The 23040-nt window shown below is 64.1% G+C and carries 21 protein-coding genes and 1 tRNA gene; 6 read left to right on the plus strand and 16 right to left on the minus strand.

The genetic code is table 11. The features are described from left to right. Window positions 1–156 precede the first annotated feature (156 nt). From ASD04_RS14620 to ASD04_RS14650, 7 genes are all read right to left on the minus strand, one after another. Entirely contained in the window at window positions 157–2232 is a 2076-nt protein-coding gene (locus ASD04_RS14620; protein WP_056258375.1) for a methyl-accepting chemotaxis protein, read from the minus strand. Between the two features lie 341 nt (window positions 2233–2573). Continuing rightward, window positions 2574–5105: a methyl-accepting chemotaxis protein gene (locus ASD04_RS14625; RefSeq protein ID WP_056258378.1), complete on the minus strand. Its 2532-nt coding sequence runs from the start codon at window positions 5103–5105 to the stop codon at window positions 2574–2576. 257 nt (window positions 5106–5362) lie between these two features. Beyond that, a complete protein-coding gene (locus ASD04_RS14630; protein WP_056233086.1) occupies window positions 5363–5752 on the minus strand; it encodes a response regulator in 390 nt (129 codons plus the stop codon). 114 nt (window positions 5753–5866) lie between these two features. After that, window positions 5867–6916: a chemotaxis response regulator protein-glutamate methylesterase gene (locus ASD04_RS14635; protein ID WP_056258381.1), complete on the minus strand. Its 1050-nt coding sequence runs from the start codon at window positions 6914–6916 to the stop codon at window positions 5867–5869. Next, window positions 6913–7761: a protein-glutamate O-methyltransferase CheR gene (locus tag ASD04_RS14640; RefSeq protein ID WP_056258383.1), complete on the minus strand. Its 849-nt coding sequence runs from the start codon at window positions 7759–7761 to the stop codon at window positions 6913–6915. The genes ASD04_RS14635 and ASD04_RS14640 overlap by 4 nt, the downstream gene beginning before the upstream one ends. A 41-nt stretch (window positions 7762–7802) precedes the next feature. Continuing rightward, window positions 7803–9323 (minus strand): methyl-accepting chemotaxis protein, encoded by a 1521-nt coding sequence (locus ASD04_RS14645; protein ID WP_056258386.1) that lies wholly within the window; start codon window positions 9321–9323, stop codon window positions 7803–7805. 240 nt (window positions 9324–9563) lie between these two features. After that, window positions 9564–10112: a hypothetical protein gene (locus ASD04_RS14650; protein ID WP_056258388.1), complete on the minus strand. Its 549-nt coding sequence runs from the start codon at window positions 10110–10112 to the stop codon at window positions 9564–9566. 209 nt (window positions 10113–10321) lie between these two features. Here ASD04_RS14650 and ASD04_RS14655 point away from each other — a divergent pair, with 209 nt between their 5' ends. Further along, window positions 10322–10675, plus strand: coding sequence for a hypothetical protein (locus ASD04_RS14655; RefSeq protein WP_056258390.1), 354 nt, complete (start codon window positions 10322–10324; stop codon window positions 10673–10675). A gap of 150 nt (window positions 10676–10825) precedes the next feature. Here the strand turns inward: ASD04_RS14655 and ASD04_RS14660 are convergent, their stop codons facing one another. The 5 genes from ASD04_RS14660 to ASD04_RS14680 all read right to left on the minus strand — a co-directional run bounded on the left by ASD04_RS14660 (window position 10826) and on the right by ASD04_RS14680 (window position 15024). Next, complete coding sequence (locus ASD04_RS14660; protein WP_056258392.1) at window positions 10826–11173, minus strand: hypothetical protein; 348 nt, start codon at window positions 11171–11173, stop codon at window positions 10826–10828. 208 nt (window positions 11174–11381) lie between these two features. Next, window positions 11382–11870, minus strand: a complete 489-nt coding sequence (locus ASD04_RS14665; protein WP_056258395.1) for a chemotaxis protein CheW — start codon at window positions 11868–11870, stop codon at window positions 11382–11384. A gap of 82 nt (window positions 11871–11952) precedes the next feature. Then, complete coding sequence (locus ASD04_RS14670) at window positions 11953–14334, minus strand: chemotaxis protein CheA (RefSeq protein ID WP_056258404.1); 2382 nt, start codon at window positions 14332–14334, stop codon at window positions 11953–11955. A gap of 34 nt (window positions 14335–14368) precedes the next feature. After that, window positions 14369–14737, minus strand: coding sequence for a response regulator (locus ASD04_RS14675; protein ID WP_056233101.1), 369 nt, complete (start codon window positions 14735–14737; stop codon window positions 14369–14371). Then, the gene (locus ASD04_RS14680; RefSeq protein ID WP_056258407.1) at window positions 14734–15024 is read right to left on the minus strand and encodes an STAS domain-containing protein; all 291 of its coding nucleotides are present in this window, start codon (window positions 15022–15024) and stop codon (window positions 14734–14736) included. The genes ASD04_RS14675 and ASD04_RS14680 overlap by 4 nt, the downstream gene beginning before the upstream one ends. Before the next feature lie 221 nt (window positions 15025–15245). Between ASD04_RS14680 and ASD04_RS14685 the strand changes: the two genes are divergently transcribed. Both ASD04_RS14685 and ASD04_RS14690 read left to right on the plus strand, forming a co-directional pair. Beyond that, a complete protein-coding gene (locus ASD04_RS14685) occupies window positions 15246–16565 on the plus strand; it encodes an NAD(P)H-dependent oxidoreductase (RefSeq protein WP_056258409.1) in 1320 nt (439 codons plus the stop codon). Window positions 16566–16740: 175 nt separating this feature from the next. Next, complete coding sequence (locus ASD04_RS14690) at window positions 16741–17742, plus strand: Gfo/Idh/MocA family oxidoreductase (RefSeq protein WP_056258412.1); 1002 nt, start codon at window positions 16741–16743, stop codon at window positions 17740–17742. Window positions 17743–17820: 78 nt separating this feature from the next. Here the strand turns inward: ASD04_RS14690 and ASD04_RS14695 are convergent, their stop codons facing one another. Beyond that, window positions 17821–18384: a TetR/AcrR family transcriptional regulator gene (locus ASD04_RS14695; protein WP_162245140.1), complete on the minus strand. Its 564-nt coding sequence runs from the start codon at window positions 18382–18384 to the stop codon at window positions 17821–17823. A gap of 71 nt (window positions 18385–18455) precedes the next feature. Here ASD04_RS14695 and ASD04_RS14700 point away from each other — a divergent pair, with 71 nt between their 5' ends. Both ASD04_RS14700 and ASD04_RS14705 read left to right on the plus strand, forming a co-directional pair. Then, a complete protein-coding gene (locus ASD04_RS14700; RefSeq protein WP_056258416.1) occupies window positions 18456–19469 on the plus strand; it encodes an NAD-dependent epimerase/dehydratase family protein in 1014 nt (337 codons plus the stop codon). 74 nt (window positions 19470–19543) lie between these two features. Next, window positions 19544–19619, plus strand: a tRNA-Ala gene (locus tag ASD04_RS14705). Between the two features lie 15 nt (window positions 19620–19634). On the opposite strand, the gene ASD04_RS14710 is transcribed toward ASD04_RS14705, so the two are convergent. Beyond that, window positions 19635–20414, minus strand: a complete 780-nt coding sequence (locus ASD04_RS14710; protein ID WP_056258418.1) for a FadR/GntR family transcriptional regulator — start codon at window positions 20412–20414, stop codon at window positions 19635–19637. 129 nt (window positions 20415–20543) lie between these two features. Between ASD04_RS14710 and ASD04_RS14715 the strand changes: the two genes are divergently transcribed. Continuing rightward, window positions 20544–21938, plus strand: a complete 1395-nt coding sequence (locus ASD04_RS14715) for a M20/M25/M40 family metallo-hydrolase (RefSeq protein ID WP_056258420.1) — start codon at window positions 20544–20546, stop codon at window positions 21936–21938. Between the two features lie 3 nt (window positions 21939–21941). Here the strand turns inward: ASD04_RS14715 and ASD04_RS14720 are convergent, their stop codons facing one another. Then, the gene (locus ASD04_RS14720) at window positions 21942–22304 is read right to left on the minus strand and encodes a DUF1304 domain-containing protein (protein ID WP_056258423.1); all 363 of its coding nucleotides are present in this window, start codon (window positions 22302–22304) and stop codon (window positions 21942–21944) included. Beyond that, entirely contained in the window at window positions 22301–22783 is a 483-nt protein-coding gene (locus ASD04_RS14725) for a hypothetical protein (RefSeq protein ID WP_056258426.1), read from the minus strand. The genes ASD04_RS14720 and ASD04_RS14725 overlap by 4 nt, the downstream gene beginning before the upstream one ends. Window positions 22784–23040 lie beyond the last annotated feature (257 nt).

The following is a 23040-nucleotide window of genomic DNA, read 5'->3' on the forward strand; positions in this document are numbered from 1 at the left end:
GCCGCCTGTCGGGAGGCCTGGGAAACGCCCTAGATCATTCAATTATATAGATAATCCAACTTGTTCGGACAAATTTGAATTGCCTCGGTCCGGGCATGAAAAACCCCGCATGCACCGGGTGCCGCGGGGTTGGTTCGTTCCGGTAGCCTGCTGGAGCTAAAATTCGTTCCAGTCCGGCGCCACGGCGGCATTGCCGTGGGTGGTGAGATTGGCCGAGGCCGCATGCAGGCGCTGCTGCAGGTCGCGCGCGCCACCGGCGGGCGCTGTCCGCTCGACACGCGCCTTGCCCGTCTCCTGCTGGGAGATGCGGAACACATCGACGATGCGGTCGAGTTCGGTGGCCTGCGCTTCGGTCTGCTCGATGGCCGCATTGGTTTCTTCCACCAATGCCGCATTGTGCTGGGTCATCTCATCCATGGTGCGAACGGCGGTGGTGACCTCCTCGATCGCCGAAGCCTGTTCGCGGCTGTCATTGGCGATGGATTCCAGCAGCCCGTTATTGCCGCGCGCCGCATCCAGCATGGCCTTGAGCTTGCCGGCCGCGTCGCCTACCAGCTTGGAACCGGAATTGACTTCCCCGGCCGACTGCTCGATCAGCACCTTGACCTCGCTCGATGCCTGCGCGGCGCTCTGCGCCAGGCGCCGCACTTCCACGGCCACCACGGCAAAGCCCTTGCCGGCATCGCCGGCCCTGGCAGCCTCGACCGAGGCGTTCAGCGCCAGGAGGTTGGTCTGGAAGGCGATGTCGTCGATCATGCCGATGATGTTGGAAATCTTGGCCGAGGATTGCGTGATGCGCTCCATTGCCGATGTCGCCGCATCCATCACCTGCCCGCCTTCTTCGGCGGTGCGGGTCACCTGCGCCGCGTTGACGCTGGCATCCTTGGCGCGCTCGGCATTCTTGAGCACGGTCGTCGCCAGTTGCTCCATGGCCGCCGAGGTTTCCTCGATGGTCGCGGCCTGTTTGGTGGTGCGTTCGGAAAGGTCGTTGGCGCCCGAAAGGATTTCCCCCGTCGCGGTCTTCAGCGACCCCGACGTGTGGCGCAGCTGGCCGACCACTTCGGTCAGCTTGTCGGCCACCGCGTTGATGTCGGACTTGAGCGTGGCGAAGGCGCCTTCATAGTCGCCCTCCATGCGCTCGGTAAGATCGGTATTGGCCATCGCCCCCAGCACATGGCCGATCTCGGTCACGCCGCGATTGAAGGTCGACACCAGGTTGTTGACGCCGGCCGCCAGCCCGTTGAGCTCGGGATCGGGGAATTCCACCGCCACCTGCCGCGTGAAGTCGCCGGCAACGGCCGCATCGACCACCTCGCCGAAGGCCGACTGCAGCTCGCTCATCATCTTCTGCCGGTTTTCCTGGTCGGCTATGATGCGCGCGGCTTCCGCTTCGGTCATCTGGCTGACGCGCAGCCCGTTCTGGCGGAATACTTCCACGGCGCGGGCCATGGCGCCCACTTCGTTGCCCTGCTCGGTATAGGGCACTTCGGTTTCGTAATTGCCCTCGGCAATGGCTTCCATCGAGCCGGCCAGCTTGGGAATGGGCTTGGTGATCAAGCGCGACAGTAGCAGCCCGATAAGGCCCAGCCCGACGGTCACGAGACCACCAACCATCAGGATCAGCCCCAGCACGCCATTGGCCGAAGCCTCGACATTGGCCATCGGCGTCCCCACGAAGATAGCGCCCATCACTTCGCCGCTCATCTTCTCGATGGGCTGCAGGGCCGCAAAATAGCTGATGCCGTTGATCGGCAGCTGGCCGATGAACGGCTCCCCGGCCAGGATCGCTTCATAGGCGGGGCTGGAGGCGTCGAGCATCAGGTCCGCGACACGCGTCCCGTCCGGAGCGGCGATGCTGGTGGTCTTGCCCGCCAGAACCTGCGTCGCAGCGTCGAACACATAGATGCTTGCATCCTGCTTGGTGACGCGCGTCACCGAATCGATGATTTCAGTGTCGTAGAATGGGGGCACGGCCCAGCTCTGGAACGCATCCATCGTGCCTTCCTCGGTCCAGTTCAGTACCGAACCGGAAATGCGCCGCTCCAGGATCGTAGCGGCAACCGCCAGATTGGTTTGCTGCTGCACCTTGCTGTCGGTAATCGACTGGGCATACAGGTTCATATAGATGGCGCCCGACACCGCGGCGATGGATCCGATAATGGCGATCAGGACCAGCGCCGCGATGGCCGTGGTCATCTTGATATTGCCGAAGACGGCAAAGAGCTTGCGCATAGGTTTGTTCCCCCGACGGTCCGGACGCGGCGAGACTATCGCGCGTGCTTTGCGGACTTACTGATCAGGAAAATTACGGGATAGCCGTTAATCGAAAGTTGTCCAAATCGGCCCGGTATCGTTTCCGGCGACAAATTAGTCGTTTCGAATGCAGAATTATGACGAAAACTTGGACAATCGACCCCGATTGCCACCGCGTACCGGTCAAGACCAGCCCGGGAATCGGCTCACACTTGTATGGAAGCCCGTAGGCCGCGAGTGCTAATAGGTAGTTGCGGTGCCGCGCCAATGAAAAAGGGCGCCCGATGAAGCGCCCTTTCTTCTGGCTCGTGCCAATTCGGCTAGAACTCGTTCCAGTCCTTGTCGACTGCGGCATTGCCGTGGCTGAGATAGGATTTGGCCACCGTCTTGAGCTTATCCTGCAATCCACGCGCGCCATCGGCAAACGTCTTGACCGGGGCAGCGCGCGCCGGCTCGGGACGTGCCTGACGCTGGGCCGGCGCCGTCTCGTTGATGGCGAAGATATCGACGATCCGGTCGAGTTCCGTGGCCTGGGCCTCGGTCTGCTCGATGGAGGCGTTGATCTCTTCGACCAGCGCAGCATTGTGCTGGGTCATCTCATCCATGGTGCGAACGGCGGTATTGACCTCTTCGATGGCCCCGGCCTGTTCGCGGCTGTCCTTGGCGATGCCGCTCATCAATTCATTCGACGACCGCGCCGCGGTCACCATGGCCTCGAGTTTGCTGGCAGCGTCGAGCACCAGCTTGGAGCCGCCCTTGACCTCGCCTGCCGACTGCTCGATCAGCACCTTGACTTCGCTCGACGCATTGGCCGCCGATTGCGCCAGCCGCCGCACTTCCACGGCCACCACGGCAAAGCCCTTGCCGGCATCGCCGGCCCGCGCCGCTTCCACCGAGGCATTGAGCGCCAGCAGGTTGGTCTGGAAGGCGATATCGTCGATCAGCCCGATAATGTTGGAAATCTTGCCAGAGGACTGAGTGATGCGTTCCATGGCTTCGGTCGCCTGGTGCATTACCTGCCCACCCTCTTCGGCCGTTCGGGTCACCGTCGAGGCGACGCCGCTGGCTTCCCTGGCGCGCTCGGCATTCTGCAGCACGGTCGAAGCGAGCTGCTCCATGGCCGCCGAGGTTTCCTCGATGGTTGCCGCCTGCTTGGTGGTGCGCTCGGAAAGATCATTGGCGCCGCTGAGAATTTCCCCCGTCGCGGTCTTGAGCGTGCGCGAGGTGTCCTTGAGCTGGCCGACAATGTCGGTCAGCTTTTCGGCCACCGCATTGGTATCGGCCTTGAGCTTGGCGAAGGCGCCCTGATAGTCGCCCTCCATGCGGCGCGTCAGGTCGGTATCGGCCAGCGAAGCCAGCACCGAGCCGGTTTCGCCCACGCCGCGATCCACCGTCGCCACCAGGTTGTTGACCGAGCGGGCCAGCGTATTGAGCTCGTCATCAGGGAATTCGGCATCGACCCGCTTGGTGAAATCGCCGGCAATAGCGGCATCCACCACCGCGCCGAAGGCCCGCTGCAGATCCTGCATCATGGCGGCGCGTTCGGCCTGGGTCCGGATGATCTGGGCGGCTTCCGCCTCGGTCATCTGCGCCACCTTGAGTCCGTTTTCGCGGAACACTTCCACAGCGCGGGCCATGGCGCCCAGTTCGTCCTTGCCATCGGCGCCCTGCACCTCGACATCGAGATCGCCATCGGCCAGCGCATCCATCGTCGTGGTCAGGCGGCTGATCGGCCGGCTGATGGAGCGGGAGAAGACATACCCCACCAACGCGGCGAGCGCGAGCAGCGCCCCACCCACGAGCAGGATCATGTTGCGCATATTGTTGACCGGCGCATAGACCTCGTCCTGCGGCTGCACAGCCGCCACGGCCCAGGTAACGGCGCCGACACTGACCGGCCCGGCGCGCACCACCATGGGTGCGTTGCGATAATCGGTGCTGAAGCCTTCGCCATTCTCGCCGGCAAAGGCGCGCGCAATAACATCGGAGGTCAGGGTCGTCTGCAGCACGTCGGGCGCTTCGGTGCGCGGCGACTCCGTGCGCAGCAACCCATCGGCGCCCACCACCAAGACTTCACCGGTCTCACCCAGGCCCGACAGCGCCGACACCCTTGCGCTGAGCGCATCGGTCGAAATGGCCAGCACCATGATGCCGGTCTTTTCTTCCTTTTCGAACACCGGCATGGCCATGAAGCTCTCGGCCGTGCCTGTCGGCCCATAGGTCGTGTAGTCAACGAACGCAGCCTGGCCGTCGGCAAGATCCTTGGCGGCCGCGAAGGCCTGGCCCAGTCCCGAAGCGGCCATTGCCGGATCGGTGACGACGTTGGTGGCAAAATCGGTGTTCTTGGCCACCGAATAGACTACGTCGCCGGCAGCGCTGATCAGCAGCACGTCCGAATAATCGCGTTCCTGCATCAGCGAGCGGAAGCCGGGGTGGTATCGCTTGTGCGGCGCGTCGTAGGTCGCGCCCTTTGCCCCGACAGTGTCGACCGCGGCGCGGTCCTCGGGATTGGGGCTTTCGGTGCCATAGGCCGCCTGCAATTGCGGGGCGGCGCGCTCCTTGAGGCCCATGCGCATTTCGTCGAGCGCCCGCGTCAGGTTCTTCATAGCCGTCACGGTATCGGAGCGCTGCACAAAGAGCCGCAGGTCGACTTCGGCGCTCGAATAATAGTCGCTGACCAGTGAGACTGCCGTGTTGAGCGATGCCTGCATGGATTGGTTGCGCTGGTTCTGCACGGTCCCCAGACCGATCAGATAGCTGGAAAGCCCGACGCCCGCGCCCACGAGCAGGGCCGAGCCAACAAGCACCAGCGGCAACTTCTGGGCAATCTTCAACTGCGGAAACAATTTCATTGGTCCTGATGCTCCTCACCGATCGTCGCGCCTGCCTTGATGGGAGCCCTGCTTGGCTCCGGCAGCGACAATCGCCCCCGACGTGAATCGAATTTCTGCAAACGATATATCCGGGGGATTAACCGCTCCTTACGGTTATTCACGGTGCGTCCGGATTCACCCGCTTCTGCCGCAAAAATGAGCATCACAAAGCAGAACACCTCCCGACCGGGGTCGGGAGGTGTCAAAAAATCCTGAATTATGGGCCGCTTGCCCGATCAGCTCAGCGCGCCGATCACCGCTTCGATACGCTTCTTCATGGTCGAGGCGTCGAATGGCTTGATGATGTAGTTGTTGACGCCGAAGGAAATGGCTTCCTTGACCTGCTCCTTGTCCGAGCGCCCGGTCGCCATGATGAACGGCATGGCCTGGGTGCGCGGATGCTTGCGGATGACCTTGAGCAGGGTCAGCCCGTCGATATCTTCCATGTTCCAGTCGGAAATGATCAGGTCGACATTGGACTTTTCGAGCTTGCCGAGCGCATCGCGCCCGCTCTTGGCCTCGATGATATCCTTGAAGCCGAGCTGGGTGAGAATGTATTTACAGATACCGCGCATGGACTGCTGGTCGTCGACGATGAGGACGCTGACTGCGCTGGCTTTAGGCATGGTCGTATTCACCTTCTGGCGCGTGGAGTCCGAGGACTCCGTTCTTTCGAGCAAACCCTAGGCAAGAAGCGTTACAAATCTCTCAACCTGGCGCATGGCATTGCGACAGAGGCCTTAGGCAGCCGATTTCAGCCGCACCAGGGCATTGGCGAGCCGCGCGGCGATTGCTTCGACCGGCGCCTGCTCCACCACCGCGCCTTCTTCGAACGCCACCCGCGGCATGCCATAGACCAGGGCCGATGCCTGGCTCTGGCCCACCGTATAGGCGCCGGCATCGCGCATCATCTTGAGCCCGCGTGCGCCATCCCGGCCCATGCCGGTGAGGATCGCACCGACCGCCATGGGACCGACCGTCCTGGCCACTGACTCGAACAGCACATCGACGCTGGGGCGATGGCCGCTTTCCAGGTCGTCGTGGGTCAAGCGCGCCTTGAGCTGGCCTGATGAGCGTTCGACGCGCAGGTGGTAGTCGCCCCGCGCCACATAGGCATGGCCCGCCAGCAGCGGCATACGGTCTTCCGCTTCCACCACCTTGAGATCGCAAACCTCGTCGAGCCGCGCCGCAAAGCGGCTGGTAAAGCCCGGCGGCATATGCTGGGCGATGACGATAGGCGGGCAGTCGACCGGCATGCTGGCCAGCACCGCCCGGATGGCTTCGACGCCGCCGGTGGAGGCGCCGATGGCGATGAGCGCCCCGGCCGGCGCGGCAGCGGTCTTGACCGCAATCTTGGGCGCCTCGGCCCGCCCGGTCGAGCGACCATGCACGTCGGATTTGGCGGCAGCGCGGATCTTGTCGCGCAGGTTGGCGCCAAACGCCTCGATGCCGCCTTCGGCTTCGGCACTGGGCTTGGCCACGAAATCGACGGCGCCCAGCTCCAGCGCCAGCAGCGTCTCGCTGGCCCCTTTCTTGGTCAGCGTCGACACCATCACCACCGGCGTCGGTCGCAGGCGCATGAGCTTGTCGAGAAACTGCAGCCCGTTCATGTTGGGCATTTCGATATCGAGCGTCACGACATCGGGATTGAGCGCCTTGATCTTCTCGCGTGCGTCGATCGGATCTTTTGCCGTACCCACCACGTCGATATCGCCATCGCGCGTCAGCATGCGCGTCAGCACTTCGCGGATCAGCGCCGAATCGTCGACGACCAGGACCTTGATGCTCATGCCACTTCTCGTTTGTTCAGTTTCTGCTTTGATTGGTAGATGGTCTTGCCGACCAAGCGGAATCCGTCGCCGCCCGAGCCCAGATTTTCCGAATGGCCGATATAGAGGAAGGCTTCCGGCGCCAGCAGCTTGCCGAGGCGGCCGAACACTTCCCCCTGCGTCGGCTTGTCGAAATAGATCGCCACGTTGCGGCAGAAGATGGCGTCGAAGGGGCCTTTCATCGGCCAGTTCGGCCCGATGAGATTGAGTGGCTTGAACGAGACCAGCTCCCGCACCGCCGCGGGAATGCGGATCGTGCCATCGCCCACCTTCTCCAACTGCCTGGCGCGCTCGGCGCTGAGCCCGTTGAGTTCATTTTCTGGATACGAGCCGCGCGCCGCCTTGGCGATGACAGCCGTGTCGATATCGGTCGCCAGGATCTTGAAGTCCCAGCGCTTGAGCTCGGGAAACGCCGCCAGCAGGTCCATGCCGATAGTATAGGGCTCCTGCCCCGTCGAGCAGCCGGCGGACCAGATGCGCAGGCGGTTGCCGCGCGGCTTTTCGGCAACCAGCGCACCGACATAGGAGCGCAGGTGTTCGAAGTGATGGTCTTCGCGATAGAAGCGGGTGAGGTTGGTGGTCAGCGCATTGACGAAATCCTGCCCGTCCTGGGCCGAACCGGCGCGCTCGAGATAGTCCACATAGGCGTCGAAGCCCGGCAGGCCCAGGGCCCGCACGATCTTGCTGAGCCGCGAAATGACCAGTGTTCTCTTGGCATCGCTCAACGAGATACCGGCGACAGAATAGACCCGGTTCTTGATCCGCGAAAACTCACGGTCGCTGAGGGAGATTTCTCCCTGTTCCATGCGGCATACCCCAATTGCCTACTGGTCCGCGGATGCGGGGATCAGGCGCGCGCCCGTCGCACAAGCGGGGCCGCACCGGGCTCCGCTGTCTCGCCGAACGACGCCATTCGCCCGGTGAGGCGCTTCAGCGCCGCGTCACCCTCGTCCAGTGTCGCAACGATCGTATCGGTTTCATTGCTTAGATTGCGTAAATGCGCATCGAGCCCGGCAATCATTTTTTGCAGGCCCTGCGCCTCGCTCACCCCGGTCTCGGACTGGGCCCGGCCGCGCTTGACCACGCCGCGGATATCGCGGGCCGAACGGTTGGTCAGTTGCGCCAGCTGGCGCACCTCGTCGGCCACCACGGCAAAGCCCGCCCCCTTCTCGCCCGCCCGCGCCGCCTCCACCGCGGCATTGAGCGCCAGCAGGTTGGTGCGGAAGGAGACATCCTCGATGGCCTGCACCATCTTGTCGATTTCCTGGGTCATCTGGTCGATCTCGCCCACCAGCGCCTGGTTGCGCCGCACCGCCATGTCGGCCTGCCCCAGCAGCTCCTGTGCCTCGCGCCCGATGGCAAGCGCCTGCCGCAGCCGCCCGCCGCCATCGGCCAGGGCGCGACTGGTGGCTCCGGCATCGTCGCGGCTTTCCTGGGTCAGTGCGCCATAGCGGGCCACCCGCTGCTCGAAGCCATCGAGCAGGCGCCCGACCGCTGCCAGCCGCTCCTCGAGCCCCGTCCGCAGCCCACGTTCCTCGTCGAGCTGTTCGACGATGGCAGCGATGAAATCATGCAGCCGCGTTGCCAATGCGCCCAGCGGTCCTTCGAGCCCATTAGGCAGTTCGCCGCCGCCGGCCGCCACATCCTCGAGCTGCAGCAGCCCCGCATCGAGGGTGGCGAGACCGTCATTGAGCGCCGCAAGCGCCGGATGGACCGCCGCGGCCCTGGCTTCGAAGCGGAACCCGGTCTGTCCGCTCGCCAGGGCCCCGGCAAAGGCGTCGAGATCGTCGTCTTCGATATAGAGGCCGGCCGGCACCAGTTCGAGCAGATAGCGGCCCGAGGCAATGGGCCTGCGCCTCACCGTGAATCGTCCGCTCCCAGCGGTGATCATGGTTTCTTCGGGCGCGCCGCCGCCGGTATCGAGATAGCCCGGCCCGAACAGGACATCGAGCGTAGCCCCCTCCTCGGCGCCCCTGACCAATGCGGTCGCGCCGGCGCTGGCCACCAGGATCACCCCCTCATCGTCCACGACCAGGGCGGGTTGCTGCAGGGCGGCGATGGCGATCTTGCTGTGATGGGCCCGTTCCAGGCGCTTGCCCAGCCGCATGACGATGCCGGCAATGGTCAGCACTTCGTCCGGCCGGTCGCCGAGCCCGGCCGCCAGCGCCACCGAAGCCAGCATATCCCGGTCCCGCCGGTCGAGCCTGGTGGCAATGAACAGCGTTGCGGCCAGGGCCACGAGCACCAGCCCAGCCACACTCCCCTGCCCCGCCGGGCTGGCGCCGAGCGTGAGGGTGACAACCCCGGACAGCGCCATGGTGCCCAGCCACAATGCAGCGATGACAAGCGCTAGGCGCAGATTGGGCATGGCGCGCCTGATCCACAAATCAACAGGGGGTCCAACATGGCCGGACTCTACGTCGGCAATGGTTAATCAAATCTATAAAGACCTGTCGGCACGTAAGACTTTGCTAAGCCCGATTGCGACAATCTGAAGATTTGTCCTGTTTCGGGACAGGGGCCGCGATCTGCGACAAACGGTGGGCAGAGTTTTGCGAAGAGACTTGCGTCAGGCCGGGCCGAAGGCGGCATCCCGCAAGTATCGAAGTCAAAACAGTTCGATATCGTCCACCGGAGCCGGCAACACGATGCGGCGCTTGGCGATCGCGGCTTCTTCGCGCGCCACATTGTCACCCACATCGCTGTCGAGGCGCTTGACGAAAGCGCGGCCGGAATGCGGCTTGAACAGCACGCGGCGGGCATAGGTGCCGCCCAGATCCTCGCTGATGGCGACATAGCCTTCATCGAGCAGGAATTGCCGCACGAAGTCGATATTCTTGCGGCCGACATCGTCCAGCGCCGAATTGATCTTGCCGCCGCCGAACACCTTGATTTCGAGATTGGCCTTCTTGCCGGTGCCCTTGGTCAGCACCTTGTTGATGAGCTGTTCCATGGCGAACGCCCCGTAGCGGGCCGAGGCGCCGTAGCGGTCCTTGGCGGAGCCGGATTGCTCAGCGAGCAGGAAGTGGTTCATGCCGCCCACATTGGCCACCCGGTCGCGAACGCAGGCCGAAATACAGGAGCCCAGGACGGTGGAATAAGTGAGGTCGGCCGCATCGGAGACATGGCAATCGCCCTGGTGCACGGTCGTAACCACCCCACGATCGAATTCGGGTGGTAGAGAGTTCGGCAATACCATTTGTCGTCTTGCAACCCCAACGCGCCAATGGTTCGGATCGTAGCGGAAAACTCGTTAGCCAATTGCTAACCACGCCGACCGAGGAATACCACACCGCCAAATTCGGCAAGAAGAGCTTTAGAAATACTGCGATAGGGTGGTCTGAACGGGGCTAGGATTCAATCTTTATGTCACTGCAGAAACTCGCGAGAGAACTCGATGAGACGGCGCGCCAGACGGCGTCGATGCTAGAAGGCATCACGGAAGCGCTAGACCTTCTTGCCGACAAGAACCTGAGCAAGGACGCCACCATAAACGAGGCCGTCCAGATGATCGTAACAGCCCTGCAGGGCCAGGATCGTATCGAGCAGCGCTGCCACAACATGGCGCTTGCCGTCCGCCAGTTCGCTCTCTTGCCCGCCAACGCACCCGACAGCGTCTATGACGAGATCTGGTCGAGCCTCACCCTCGACGAACTCCGCGTCCCCGCCCTTTCAGGCATCGCCGCCCACCAGAGCCACGGCGACGTCGACCTGTTCTGAAACTTCCGCGGAAACCGATTGATGCAGAGGCGCCGAACGGCGCCTTTTTCATGGGCGCATACCCGACCGCGCATTCGGCTGCTTTCGACCCCTTTTCTACCCTTGGACCCTATTCGTCAGGCTCCCCAAAGCGGACTTGTTTGCCGACCTTCAGGGCCGAAATAGTAAGTCGTAAGCCTCGACGTGGTGCGGAAACAATTCGTCGTAGGGAGGGGAGCTTATCCCCAGCACCTCGACCTCGCTGGTATGTTTATCTTTGAGGTCGTAGCGGATGCAGACGCCGGCACATTGGAGCACGACGCCTTGGGAGGTCCTCGCCCCAAGCCTATTCCAGATATGGACGCGGTCTCCATCGGTGATGTCAGGGGGAACTGCGCGGACGAACGCGTCGAAACCTTCGGCTGGAACGAAGCGGCCAAAGGCGACCCCCATTGGTGGATCACCTTGCTCTAACTCGGAATACCCAAGAATCTGACCATCCGAAATGATCGCGAACATTGAGTTTCCTTCCGTTTGTCGACGTCCGAGCGAGCGCAGCGAGCCCTTATCGACGGCAGCTTGGCCACCATGGTAGCTAAAAGCAGCCAGTCAGCAAACCACCCCATGGCGGTCGCCGGAAGAGCCTCATTCCACAATTACGACTATACGCCGCCCAAACAAAAGGGCGCCGCAGCGCCCCTTCTATTCAACCCGGCGATGAACCAGCCTAGCCGTCCATCTTGGCGCCGCTGACCACGGCGTGCAGGTCGATCAGCCCGACCATGCGGCTCTCATGGGTGACGATGCCGTTGAGCAGCTCGGTATCGATCGAATTGCCTTCCGGCACATTGTGGATGTCGTCGCGCGACACGGTGAGAATGTCGCTGACCGCATCGACCAGGATGCCGACCCACTTGTCGCCGACGCTCATCACCACCACGACATGGTTCTTGGTGGGGGAGGTCTGGCCATCGCCGAAGCGGGCGCGCAGATCGAAGATCGGGACGATCGTGCCACGCAGGTTGATCACGCCACGCACGAATTCGCGCGTATTGGGCAGCGGCGTCGCGCCGTTCCAGGCGCGGATTTCGCGGACCGTGGTGATCTCCACGCCATAGGTCTGCTCGCCGATCGAGAAGGCGATCAACTGCAGGGAATTCTGGGCGGCGACAGCCGACTTGTCGCCCATGTCGTCACGCAAACCGAGCGCTTCCATTTTTTCGCCTTTCTGCCGCCTGTTCTGGGCGGCTACGCTTTTACCAGCGACCGCTTAAGGCCACGTTTATGTCCAGTGGCCGCTATGCCGCATTCTTGTGAACGATCGTGGTCTTGAGTCCCTGCACATCGACGATCAGCGCGACATTGCCGTCCCCCAGGATCGTGCCGCCGGCAATGCCGTCCACGCGTTCGAAATTCTCTTCCAGCGATTTGATCACCACCTGCTGCTGGCCGATGATGTCGTCGACGATGAGCGCCACCTTGGCCGAACCTTCGGCCTCGCACAGCACCACGAACCGGTTTTCGGGATCGGTCTCGGTCACCATCTCGAAGCGCTGCGCCAGGTCGATGACCTGTACATATTCGCCCCGCACCTGCAGCACCTGGCCGCCTGATGGCACCCGCTCGAAGCTGGCGCGCGAGCACTGGATGGTTTCGACGATCGAGGAGAGCGGCACCACGTAAGGGCTCTCGCCGACCTTGACCAGCATGACGTCGAGCACCGCCAGCGTCAGCGGCAGCCGCAAGGTCATGCGCGTGCCCTTGCCGGTCCAGGAGCGGACATGCACCGAGCCACCGATCTTCTTGATATTGCTCAGCACCACATCCATGCCGACCCCTCGGCCGGAAATGTCGCTGACTTCGCTGGCCGTCGAAAAGCCGGGCGCGAAGATCAACTGGTCGATCTGCTCGTCCGTCGGATTGACGTCGGGCGCCACGACACCCTTGTCGCGCGCCACTTGCAGCACGCGCTCGCGATTGATGCCACCGCCATCGTCCTCCACGATGATGAGGATATTGCCTCCCGCCTGTTCGGCCGAAAGACGGATCGTACCGGTCTCGGACTTGCCGCGGCCTGTGCGCGTCTCAGGCGACTCGATACCGTGGTCGGCCGAGTTGCGGATCATGTGAGTCAGCGGATCGCTCAACTGCTCGATGACAGTCTTGTCGATTTCGGTGTTCTCGCCGATGGTTTCGAGCTTGATCTTCTTGCCGGTCTTGGTCGCCAGCTCGCGCACCAGCCGCGGCATTCTGGAGAACACCGATTTGACCGGCTGGGCGCGGATCGCCATCACCGAATCCTGCAGCCCGCGCGTCGTCTGCGCCAGCACTTCCAGGCCCCGCACCAGTTCCGTATAGCGCGCCCGCAGCGTCTCATCCATCTGCTGGGTGAGCATGGACTGGGTGATGACCAGCTCGCCCACCATGTTGACCACGCGGTCCACCTTGTCGAGATCGACACGGATCGACTGCACGCCGACACTGCGATTGCCGCCACTCTCTTCGCCCTCGCTGGGAGCGGCCGGCGGCGCAACGCGGACCGGCGCCGCCGCAGCGGCAACAGGCGTGGGCGGCTTGGCTACCGGGCTTGGCTGGATGGTTTCGGCCAGCTCGGCAAAGCTGAGGGCCGGCGGCTCCTCGAAACTGTCCTGAACGCTGACCGGGGCAGGTTCCGGCTCGGGCGCGAACTGAGGTTCGGGCGCCACATTGGCATCCGCCGAAAAGTCGAGCAGGGTCGCCACTTCATCATCGGCCAGGGCCAGCAGGTCGGCCGGATCGGGCTCTTCGTTGATGGCCGGCTTGGGCACCGCCACGACCGGTTCGGGCGCCGGCGGGATATCGAACCCTGCCGTGGCGCTGCCGAGTTGGGCTACCGCGATATCGCAATCGCCTTCGACGAATTCGAAGACTTCACGGATCATCGCCTCGGTGAGCGAGGGGGAGATCATGGTGATCTCCCAGGAGCAATAGACCGCAAAGGGCTCGAAATCGCTCAGCGGCGGAATCTCTTCCAGCACGGCGCGGACATGCATCTCGCCCAAGGCCGCCAGTTCGCGGAACAGCAGCAGCGGATCGTTGGCGCGGGCATAGAGCGCCCGATGCGGCGTGAAGCGCACTTCCCAGTGACCCGGCTCGATCTGCATCGGGGCAGAATCGAAGGCATCGTCGACGGGTGCCTCGCCCGCGGCCATTGCCGCCGGGGCCTCGGGCGCGTCGAGATTGACCATGACCGGGGTAAACTCGATGTCGAATTCGTCGAGCGGATCGCCGTCTTCATCGTCGCCGGCAGCAGCGTCGCCGCGCGCCAGGGCGTCGAAGCGCTCTTTTTCGTCCATGCCGTAATCGGCCGGCAAGGCCTCGCCGGTCTGGGCCGCCTTGACGTGGTCGGCCACGATGTCGTTGGCGCGGATGCATAGCGCCACCACGTCGTCGCTCATCTCGATGCGGCCATCGCGCACATAGTCGAGCAGCGTCTCATAGGCATGGGCAAAGCCCACCAGCGCCGAAAAGCCGAAGGCGCCGGCGCCGCCCTTGATCGAGTGGATGGCGCGGAACACGGCATTGAGCCGGTCCGCATCGCGCTCACCGGCCTCGATCGCCGCGAACTGCTCCTCGAGCTCGGTCAAAAGCTCCGAACATTCGTCGAAATATGTGGCTTTGAAATCGTCGAGATCGCTCATGCGAACACGTCCAACCCTTCTGGGTTCTGGGGGCTTAGTGCACGACCCGGTGGATGACCGAGATGAGTTTTTCGGGATCGAAGGGCTTGACGATCCAGCCCGTGCCGCCAGCAGCCTTGCCCTGGTCGCGCTTGTCCTGGCTGGTTTCGGTGGTGAGGATCAGGATCGGCAGGCTCTGGTGATTGCCCGTTGCCCGCACGTTCTTGATGAATTCGATACCGTCCATGACGGGCATGTTGATATCGGTGATGACCACATCGACCGTCTCGGTCTTGAGGACATCGAGCCCCTGCTTGCCGTCTTCGGCCTGCAGAACCTCGAACCCGGCATTGGAGAGGGTATGGTGCAGCATGGCGAGGATCGTCCTCGAATCGTCCACCGTGAGAACCCGCAAAGTCGTCATCCTCTCATCATCCCCGAAAACTGGGTGCCGAGACCCAGGCGCTCGATGGCGGTCACAAGGGCCGCGCTCGGCTGCTCAATGGCAAAGTCAAAATGATTTCTCCGGGCGGTTTCGGCCGCGCTGATCAGCATGAACAGCGCATTGGTCGACACGCGCTCGACCGCCCCGGCCGTCACGGTAACCGGTCCCTCCTCGATCGCGTCGATCAGGCTGTCACGGATGCTATCGAGCGAATCGAGATCGATGACTGCTGGCAAAGCGACGGATTTCTTGGCCTTGCTGACCATGGCGAATAATGCCCCCGGAGTTTTCTCCAAGCGCCAGTTTCCATGGGAACGGTTTAAGAAGTGCTAACCTTGATGCGGATGGGGATTGCGGCGTTTCCGCCTTGCAACCAAGGCTTCGGCGCCCCTGCCGCCGCCCCGTTCTGGCACAACCGCGCTTTTCCCTTGCGGCCGACAATCGGAGGGGGGTAACCCAAGCACGACTCTTCGAATTTGGACCTGCCATGACCGCCTCAATCGCCCTGACCGGCCTCGCCCGCGACCTTGCCGCCCGCGCCGAAACCGGCAAGCCGATCCGCGTCGGCGTCATCGGTTCGGGCGAGATGGGCACGGACCTGGTGACCCAGATGAGCCTGATGGCCGGCATCGAGATGGCGGCTATCGCCACCCGCCGGCCCCATACCGCGCTCGACGCCATGACCATTGCCTATGGCGATGATTCCAGGGGGAGAATTGCCGACAGCGCGGCCCAGGCGACGGCAGCCATCGAGGCCGGCAAGATCGCCATCACCTCGGCCGAAACCCTTGTCACCACACCCAATATCGACGTCGTCATCGACGCGACGGGCAAACCCGGCGTCGCGGCGGATTACGACCTGCTCGCCATGGAACATGGCAAGCATCTGGTGATGATGAATGTCGAGGCCGACGTGACCATCGGGCCTTACCTCAAGGCGCAGGCCGACAAGCTGGGCGTGGTCTACTCGGTCGGCGCCGGGGACGAGCCCAGCTCCTGCATGGAACTCATTGAATTCGTGAGCGCTTTGGGCCTGCCCATCGTCGCCGCCGGCAAAGGCAAGAACAATCCCCTGCGTCACGACGCCGTGCCCGACGACTACCGGGAAGAGGCGACCCGCCGCAACATGAACCCCCGCATGCTGGTGGAATTCGTCGATGGCTCCAAGACCATGGTGGAAATGTGCGCCATCGCCAATGCAACCGGGCTGGTGCCCGACGTGCCCGGCATGCACGGGCCCAAGGCCGACCGCGACGACATGGCCAAGGTGTTGATTCCAAAGGCGGATGGCGGGATTCTCAACCGCTCCGGCGTGGTCGATTTCACCATCGGCAAGGGCGTGGCCCCCGGCGTCTTCGTCATCGTCAAGCCCGAGCATCCCCGCATCATCGAGCGGATGGATGACCTCCATATCGGCCACGGCCCCTATTACAGTTTCTTCCGGCCCTACCACCTGACGAGCCTGGAGGTGCCCCTGACCTGCGCCCGTATCATGCTCTATGGCAAGCCCGACATGGTGCCGCTGCCCCAGCCGGTGGCCGAGGTCTGCGCCGTGGCCAAGCGCAACCTGACACCCGGCGAAACCTTTGATGCCATTGGAGAAACCTGCTACCGCTCCTACACCATGACCATCACGGACAGCCGCGCTGCCGGTGCGGTTCCGGTGGGCCTGCTCGAAGGCGGCAAGGTGACGGCGCCGGTAAAAAAGGGCGAGCTGCTGACGTCGGCCAACAGCCAGCCGGATACCGCGACGCGCCTCTTCGCACTGCGCCAGGCGCAGGACAGGATGCTCGGCCTCGTGCGTTAACACCGGGCCGAGTTGGTTAGCAGACTGTTAGCATCGACGATTTCGACCTGTATTAAGGCTGCTGCCTATTGGCGGCTCGGCGTGGCCGATGCGCATGCGGAGCACCAGGCCGCTTCCATACTAGCCAATCCCCCACCTCGCCGCTAAAGCTCTGCGCACCAAACAGGAGTGCGTCATGAGCAAAAAAGTCCGCTGGGGAATTCTGTCCACCGCCAATATCGGCATGCAGAAGGTGACGCCAGGCATCATGGCTTCGGAACATTCCGAAGTCGTCGCCATCGCTTCGCGCGACCTGGGCAAGGCCCGCGCGGCAGCCGACAAGCTCGGCATCGCCAAGGCCTATGGCTCCTATGAGGCCCTGTTCGCCGACCCCGACATCGACGCCATCTATAATCCCCTGCCCAACCACCTGCATGTCCCCATGACCGTGGCGGCGGCCAAGGCCGGCAAGCATGTGCTGTGCGAAAAGCCCATCGCGCTCAACGCTGCCGATGCCGAAGCGCTGCGCCAGTGCCCGCCGGACCGTATCGTGCTCGAAGCCTTCATGGTGCGGTTCCATCCGCAATGGCAACGTGCCCGCGAGATCGTTCGCTCGGGCGAGCTGGGCGACGTGCGGGCCATCAATGCGGCCTTCACCTATTTCAATGCCGACCCCAATAATGTGCGCAACCAGGCCGATATCGGCGGTGGTGGCATCATGGATATCGGCTGCTACCCGATCACCGCCGCGCGCTTCCTGTTCGAGGCCGAGCCCAAGCGGGTCGTCTCGCTGGTCGAGCGCGACGCAAATTTCGGCACCGACAAGCTGGCCAGCGTCATCGCCGATTTCGGCAATGGACGGCAGCTCAGTTTCACCTGCTCGACCCAGACGACGCCGCATCAGCGGGTGCTGGTGCTGGGCAGCAAGGCCAAGCTCGAGGTGATCATCCCCTTCAACGCCCCGCCCCACGAGCGCACCGCCATCACCGTGGATACCGGCGCCCCCTTCGACGGCTCGCTGGCGCGGCGCGAAATCCTGCCGGCGGTGGACCAATATACCGAACAGGCCGAGGCCTTCGCGCTGGCCGTACTGGGCGAGAAGCCGCTGCCCTGGGGCATCGAGGACGCGATTGCCTCGATGCGGGTGATCGATGCGGTATTCGAGAGCGAGAAGACCGGGGGCTGGGCGACGGTTTAAGGCACGGCCTTCCCCTCTCCCCTTGCTACGGCCCTGCGGGCCGAGCGGCGCTGGGGGAGGGTAGGCACAGCGCTGAGTTCAGCTTAATTCCGGTCCGATCAACCGCTCGCACAGGACCGGGATCGCCGCCCGCACCGAGGTTTCGTCCACCATCTTGCGCGCCACGCCATAGCTGGCGGCCTGGATCAGGCGGTTGAGCTCGCCGGGTTCGGCCACGCCGGCTGCCTTCAGCGCCGCGACGATTTCCGCGTTCATGCGCGCGTCGAGTTCGCGGAAACGGGCCGAGACGCGGCTATGGGTGGCGTAGAGCTCCTCGGCAAAGGGCGAGCCTTCGATGGCATGGGCGATGGCGCCATATTTGCCGGCCATGGCAGCGCCGATGCGCTGGCCCACATTGCCCTTTCCGGCCATGCCGGCATCGAAGCCAGCCACCAGCGCCTCGGTCAATTCGTCGAGTATGCCCGCAAACACCGCTTCCTTGTCGGCGAACTGGGCATAGAGCGTCGGCTTGGCAATGCGCGCCTCGCGGGCAATGGCTTCCATCGTCGTGCCGCGCAGCCCGTCGCGCAGCATCAGCAGTCGGGCAGCATCGAGAATGCGCCGCCGCCGCTCCGCCATCTTGTCCTGCGCCGCCTGATTCAAATTCGCGACCCCACACTTGAACATATTGAACGATTATCGTATCTATCGTTCAATATGTAAGGGAGATTTCGATGACCGACCGCGTCCTGCTGACCGGCATATCCGGCTTTCTCGGCGGCCATGTCGCCCTCCAATTGCTCAATGCTGGCTACACCGTTCGGGGCAGCCTGCGCAACCTCGGCAAGGCCGGCAAGGTGCGCGATACCCTCCAGCGCGCCGGTGCCGACATATCCCGGCTCGAATTCGTGGCGCTCGAGCTGATGGACGATGCGGGCTGGAACGAAGCCGCCGCGGACTGCCGCTATGTGCAGCACACCGCCTCGCCCTTCGTGCTCGAAATTCCCGCCGACAAGATGGCGCTGATCGGCCCGGCCGTGGAGGGCACCACGCGGGCGCTCAACGCCGCCAACAAGGCCGGCGCCGAGCGGATCGTCTTGACCTCGTCCATGGCTGCCATCGCCTATGGCCACGACCGAAGCCGGACGAGCTTCACCGCCGACGACTGGACGGACCTGCATGGCCGCGGCGTCAACTTCTACCAGGAATCCAAGACCCTGGCCGAACGCCGCGCCTGGGAGATCATGGACGCCGCCGGCCGGCATGACGCGCTGGCGGTGATCAATCCCAGCGGCATTTTCGGGCCGCTGCTCGACGAAGATCCCGGCACCTCGGCCATTCTCATCCAGCGCCTGCTCAATGGCTCGGTGCCGGCTCTGCCGCGCATTCCCATTACCGTCATCGATGTGCGCGACGTGGCCGCTGCCCATGTGGCGGCGATGACGGCGCCCCAGGCCGGCGGCCAGCGCTTCCCCATGGGCGAGCGCACCCTGTTCTTCAAGCAGGTGGCCGACCTGGTGGCGGCGCGCTATCCCGACCGGCGCGTGCCGCGGCGGCAAATGCCCGACTGGGCCGTGCGGCTCTATGGCCTCTTCGACCGCGACGTGCGCGGCAGTCTGGCCGAACTGGGCCTGCCCAAGCAACTCGATTCGAGCGGCGCCATCGCCTTGCTCGGCCGCCCCCTGATCCCCGCGCCCGACGCGATTCTCGCCACAGCTGGAACGCTGGTGGCGTACAAGCTGGCTTAGCCAGATAGGGGCAAGGGCCATTTATCCCCCTTGCCCTCGCCCCGATTATTGTCCATATCAGCACGCGTCGGAACGGGGCTGTAGCTCAGTTGGGAGAGCGCGTCGTTCGCAATGACGAGGTCAGCGGTTCGATCCCGCTCAGCTCCACCATTCCGGCTTTTTCCTTTATTTGCGTCGGGGCTTGCCTTCGGCCATGCGCCCGGCGGCGCGGCCGAAGCCTTCGGTGATGACGGCTTTCATGGCGGCCCGGGCCTCGTCGGCATCGCCGGCCTCGATGGCACGGGCGATACGGGTATGCGACTTGACGGCGGCGGCCGTCAGCGCCGCGTCCTCGACCGGCGAGCTGATGGTGAACGCCGCTGTCAGCGCCAGTTCGACCAGCGCGCTGACCGAGGCCATGAACGGATTGCCCGAGGCCTCGGCCACGGTGCGGTGGAAGGCGAGGTCGGTGCGGGCGAATTCCTCGGGGGTCCTGGCCTCGCCCATGCTGATGGCGATGGCGAGCAGGGCCTCGGCCTGTGCGTCGCTGCGGCGCGACGCGGCCAGGGCCGCCGATTCCACTTCGACGCCGATGCGGATTTCGGCCAGGCTGCGCAGCAGCTCGACATCGGGCCCGGTTTCGAAATGCCAGGACAGCACGTCGGAATCGAACAGGTTCCAGCGCGAGCGCGGCAGGACGCGGGTGCCGATGCGGGCACGCGCCTCGATCATGCCCTTGGCGGCCAGGGTCTTGAGCGCTTCGCGCAACACGGTGCGCGACACGGCAAAGCGCGCCAGCAATTCGCTGTCGGACGGCAGGATGGAGCCTTCGGGATAGTCGCCCCCGACAATGGCGACACCGAGCTGCCACAGCACCTGCGAATGCAGGTTTCGCAGCGGCACGCGACCGGCAATCGAGGCGATCAGCTCGCTTGCCGTCCTGTCTGGTGTGTCGCGCGTGACCATGCAGCTCCCCTGCGGCACTGCCGCATTAGTGTTACTATATGAACTATCCGACCCGGCGCCGCACGGCAACCGGTGCTGGACAGCACGCGCCGCGGCGGCGAGTGTAGCGGCAAAAGGGGAATCAGCCGCATGACCGCCTCCACCCAGATCGATGCCGTTCTCGCTCATGTCGATGCCGGCCTCAACCAGAGCCTCGAACGGCTCTATGCGCTGCTGCGCATCAAATCCATTTCCACCGACCCGGCCTATGCCAGGGAGTGCCGGCGCGCCGCCGACTGGATCGCCAATGAACTCACGGGCCTGGGTTTCGACGCCACGGCGCGGCCGACGCCGGGCCATCCCGTCGTGGTGGCGCATGGGCCGGAACAGGCGGGGCCCCATGTGCTGTTCTATGCCCATTACGATGTGCAGCCGGTCGATCCGCTTGAGCTGTGGCATACCGATCCGTTCGAGCCGGTGCTGAAGACCGACGCCAATGGCCGCCAGATCATCGTGGCGCGCGGGGCTTCGGACGACAAGGGGCAGATGCTGACCTTCATCGAAGCCTGCCGCGCCTGGAAGGCGGCGACGGGATCGCTGCCTGTGCGCGTGTCGCTGATGCTGGAGGGCGAGGAGGAGAGTGGCGGCAAGAATCTGCCACCCTTCATGGAGGCCAACAGAGCCGAGCTTGGCGCTGCCGACATTGCGCTGGTCTGCGACACCGATATGTGGGATCGCCAGACGCCGTCGATCACCACCATGCTGCGGGGGCTGGTGGCCGAGGAGGTGGAAATCACCTGCGCCAACAAGGACCTGCATTCCGGCATGTTCGGCAATGCGGCGCGCAACCCCAACCAGGTTCTGGCCGAGATCATCGCATCCTTGCGCGCGCCGGACGGCTCGGTGACCCTGCCGGGCTTTTACGACGACGTGGCCGAGATCAGCCCCGCGCTCAAGGCGCAGTGGCAGGGGCTGGGCTTCGACGAGGCGGCCTTCCTCGGCGAGGCCGGGCTATCGTTACCGGCGGGCGAGGCGGACCACTCGGTGCTCGAAATGCTGTGGGCGCGCCCGACCTGCGAGATCAACGGCATGATCGGCGGCTATACCGGGGACGGCTTCAAGACCGTGATCCCGGCCAGGGCAAGCGCCAAGATCAGCTTCCGCCTCGTCTCGGGCATGCAGCCGGAACGCATCCGCGCCGCCTTCCGCAAGCATGTCGAGGAGCGCATCCCGGCCGATTGCTCGGTGAGCTTCCACGCCCATGGCGGCTCGCCGGCCATCACCGTGCCGTCAGACGGGGTGCATCTGCGCCGGGCGCTGCAGGGGCTGAGCGGCGAATGGGGCAAGCCGGCCGTGGTCACCGGCTCGGGCGGGTCCATTCCGGTGGCGGGCGATTTCAAGCGTATCCTCGGACTCGATACACTGCTGATCGGCTTTGCCCATGTGGATGACCAGATCCACTCGCCCAACGAGAAATACGACCTCGACAGCTATCACCGCGGCATTCGGAGCTGGGTGCGGGTGCTGGCCAGCCTGGCGGGATAGGCCCTACAGGTACATCACCGCCAGCATGGCGATGACGGCGGGCACGGTCTGGATAAACAGGATCTTCCGGCTGGCCGTCGCCGCGCCGTAAATCCCGGCCACGGCCACGCAGGCGAGGAAGAACATGGCGATCTGCCAGGCGAATTCCGGCTGCGGATGGACGAGGCTCCAGATCAGCCCGGCGGCCAGGAACCCGTTATAGAGCCCCTGATTGGCGGCCAGGGCCTTGGTCTGGGCCGCGAATTCGGGCGTCAGGCCGAAGGCCTTCTGGCCGCGCGGGCCGGTCCACAGGAACATTTCGAGGACGAGGATGTAGAGGTGGAGCAAGGCCACGAGGGCGACGAGGACGAGGGCGATGACGCTCATTTGGTCTTGGTCTTTCCTTGGGTAGCGGCAGGAGCATCCCACGATGCCTGGCGCGCCTGTTCGGCCGCGTAGGCGGCATCCTGATCGGGCAGGGCCGCGCGCGAGCCGCCCAGCTCCACCAGCCGGTCGAGGGTCGGCTGCACGCCCGGACCGGCCTCCGCACAGGTTTCGGGGCGGTCGAGCGCATCGAAGGCCGGGCCGTAGAACCGGCTGTCATACTCATCGACGCTGAGGCGCAATTGCTCGCGCGCCAGGATATCGGCGGAGTCGGTCAGCAGCGACCATTCCTCGTCGGTGATGGCAAAGTCCGGGCAGTTGGACGAGACGACATTGGCCAGCACCACTTCGCTGAGAAAGGCCTCGGCCTCGGCGCCGGTTATGCTGCTGAGGTCGGGCAGCTGCACGTAAATCTTGCCATCCGCAAAAGCCGGGCTGGCGAGGAGCAGGGTCGTGGTGAGGGTGGCGATGAAAGTCTTCATGTCCGGTCTCCGCTGATGGTGATGCCATGGCGTGGGGGTTGCGGGCAAGACTGGCAGGTGGGTGCGGGCGAATTGGGGCGGGGGCACGCCCTCGTGGTTCGAGGCGCATGAAGAACGCGCACCTCACCATGAGGGCTACTGTTAGCTCAATGTTCCAGTAGCCCTTGTATTAGCGCTTTGTGGTTAGCTCGTGCCATCCTTTTGGATGCCGCGATCTGGATGGCGACCCAGATCGCGGCTGCGGTGTCGGATCGATT

It is taken from the genome of Devosia sp. Root436 (genome assembly GCF_001426345.1).
In the GTDB taxonomy this organism is placed as follows: domain Bacteria; phylum Pseudomonadota; class Alphaproteobacteria; order Rhizobiales; family Devosiaceae; genus Devosia.

Excerpts from the sequence above, each read along its gene's own strand:
- ASD04_RS14620 (WP_056258375.1), bottom strand. The coding sequence starts at position 2,232 with ATGCGCAAGCTCTTTGCCGTCTTCGGCAATATCAAGATGACCACGGCC.
- ASD04_RS14625 (WP_056258378.1), bottom strand. The coding sequence starts at position 5,105 with ATGAAATTGTTTCCGCAGTTGAAGATTGCCCAGAAGTTGCCGCTGGTG.
- ASD04_RS14630 (WP_056233086.1), bottom strand. The coding sequence starts at position 5,752 with ATGCCTAAAGCCAGCGCAGTCAGCGTCCTCATCGTCGACGACCAGCAG.
- ASD04_RS14635 (WP_056258381.1), bottom strand. The coding sequence starts at position 6,916 with ATGAGCATCAAGGTCCTGGTCGTCGACGATTCGGCGCTGATCCGCGAA.
- ASD04_RS14640 (WP_056258383.1), bottom strand. The coding sequence starts at position 7,761 with ATGGAACAGGGAGAAATCTCCCTCAGCGACCGTGAGTTTTCGCGGATC.
- ASD04_RS14645 (WP_056258386.1), bottom strand. The coding sequence starts at position 9,323 with ATGCCCAATCTGCGCCTAGCGCTTGTCATCGCTGCATTGTGGCTGGGC.
- ASD04_RS14655 (WP_056258390.1), top strand. The coding sequence starts at position 10,322 with ATGTCACTGCAGAAACTCGCGAGAGAACTCGATGAGACGGCGCGCCAG.
- ASD04_RS14660 (WP_056258392.1), bottom strand. The coding sequence starts at position 11,173 with ATGTTCGCGATCATTTCGGATGGTCAGATTCTTGGGTATTCCGAGTTA.
- ASD04_RS14665 (WP_056258395.1), bottom strand. The coding sequence starts at position 11,870 with ATGGAAGCGCTCGGTTTGCGTGACGACATGGGCGACAAGTCGGCTGTC.
- ASD04_RS14670 (WP_056258404.1), bottom strand. The coding sequence starts at position 14,334 with ATGAGCGATCTCGACGATTTCAAAGCCACATATTTCGACGAATGTTCG.
- ASD04_RS14675 (WP_056233101.1), bottom strand. The coding sequence starts at position 14,737 with ATGACGACTTTGCGGGTTCTCACGGTGGACGATTCGAGGACGATCCTC.
- ASD04_RS14680 (WP_056258407.1), bottom strand. The coding sequence starts at position 15,024 with ATGGTCAGCAAGGCCAAGAAATCCGTCGCTTTGCCAGCAGTCATCGAT.
- ASD04_RS14685 (WP_056258409.1), top strand. The coding sequence starts at position 15,246 with ATGACCGCCTCAATCGCCCTGACCGGCCTCGCCCGCGACCTTGCCGCC.
- ASD04_RS14690 (WP_056258412.1), top strand. The coding sequence starts at position 16,741 with ATGAGCAAAAAAGTCCGCTGGGGAATTCTGTCCACCGCCAATATCGGC.
- ASD04_RS14700 (WP_056258416.1), top strand. The coding sequence starts at position 18,456 with ATGACCGACCGCGTCCTGCTGACCGGCATATCCGGCTTTCTCGGCGGC.
- ASD04_RS14710 (WP_056258418.1), bottom strand. The coding sequence starts at position 20,414 with ATGGTCACGCGCGACACACCAGACAGGACGGCAAGCGAGCTGATCGCC.
- ASD04_RS14715 (WP_056258420.1), top strand. The coding sequence starts at position 20,544 with ATGACCGCCTCCACCCAGATCGATGCCGTTCTCGCTCATGTCGATGCC.
- ASD04_RS14720 (WP_056258423.1), bottom strand. The coding sequence starts at position 22,304 with ATGAGCGTCATCGCCCTCGTCCTCGTCGCCCTCGTGGCCTTGCTCCAC.
- ASD04_RS14725 (WP_056258426.1), bottom strand. The coding sequence starts at position 22,783 with ATGAAGACTTTCATCGCCACCCTCACCACGACCCTGCTCCTCGCCAGC.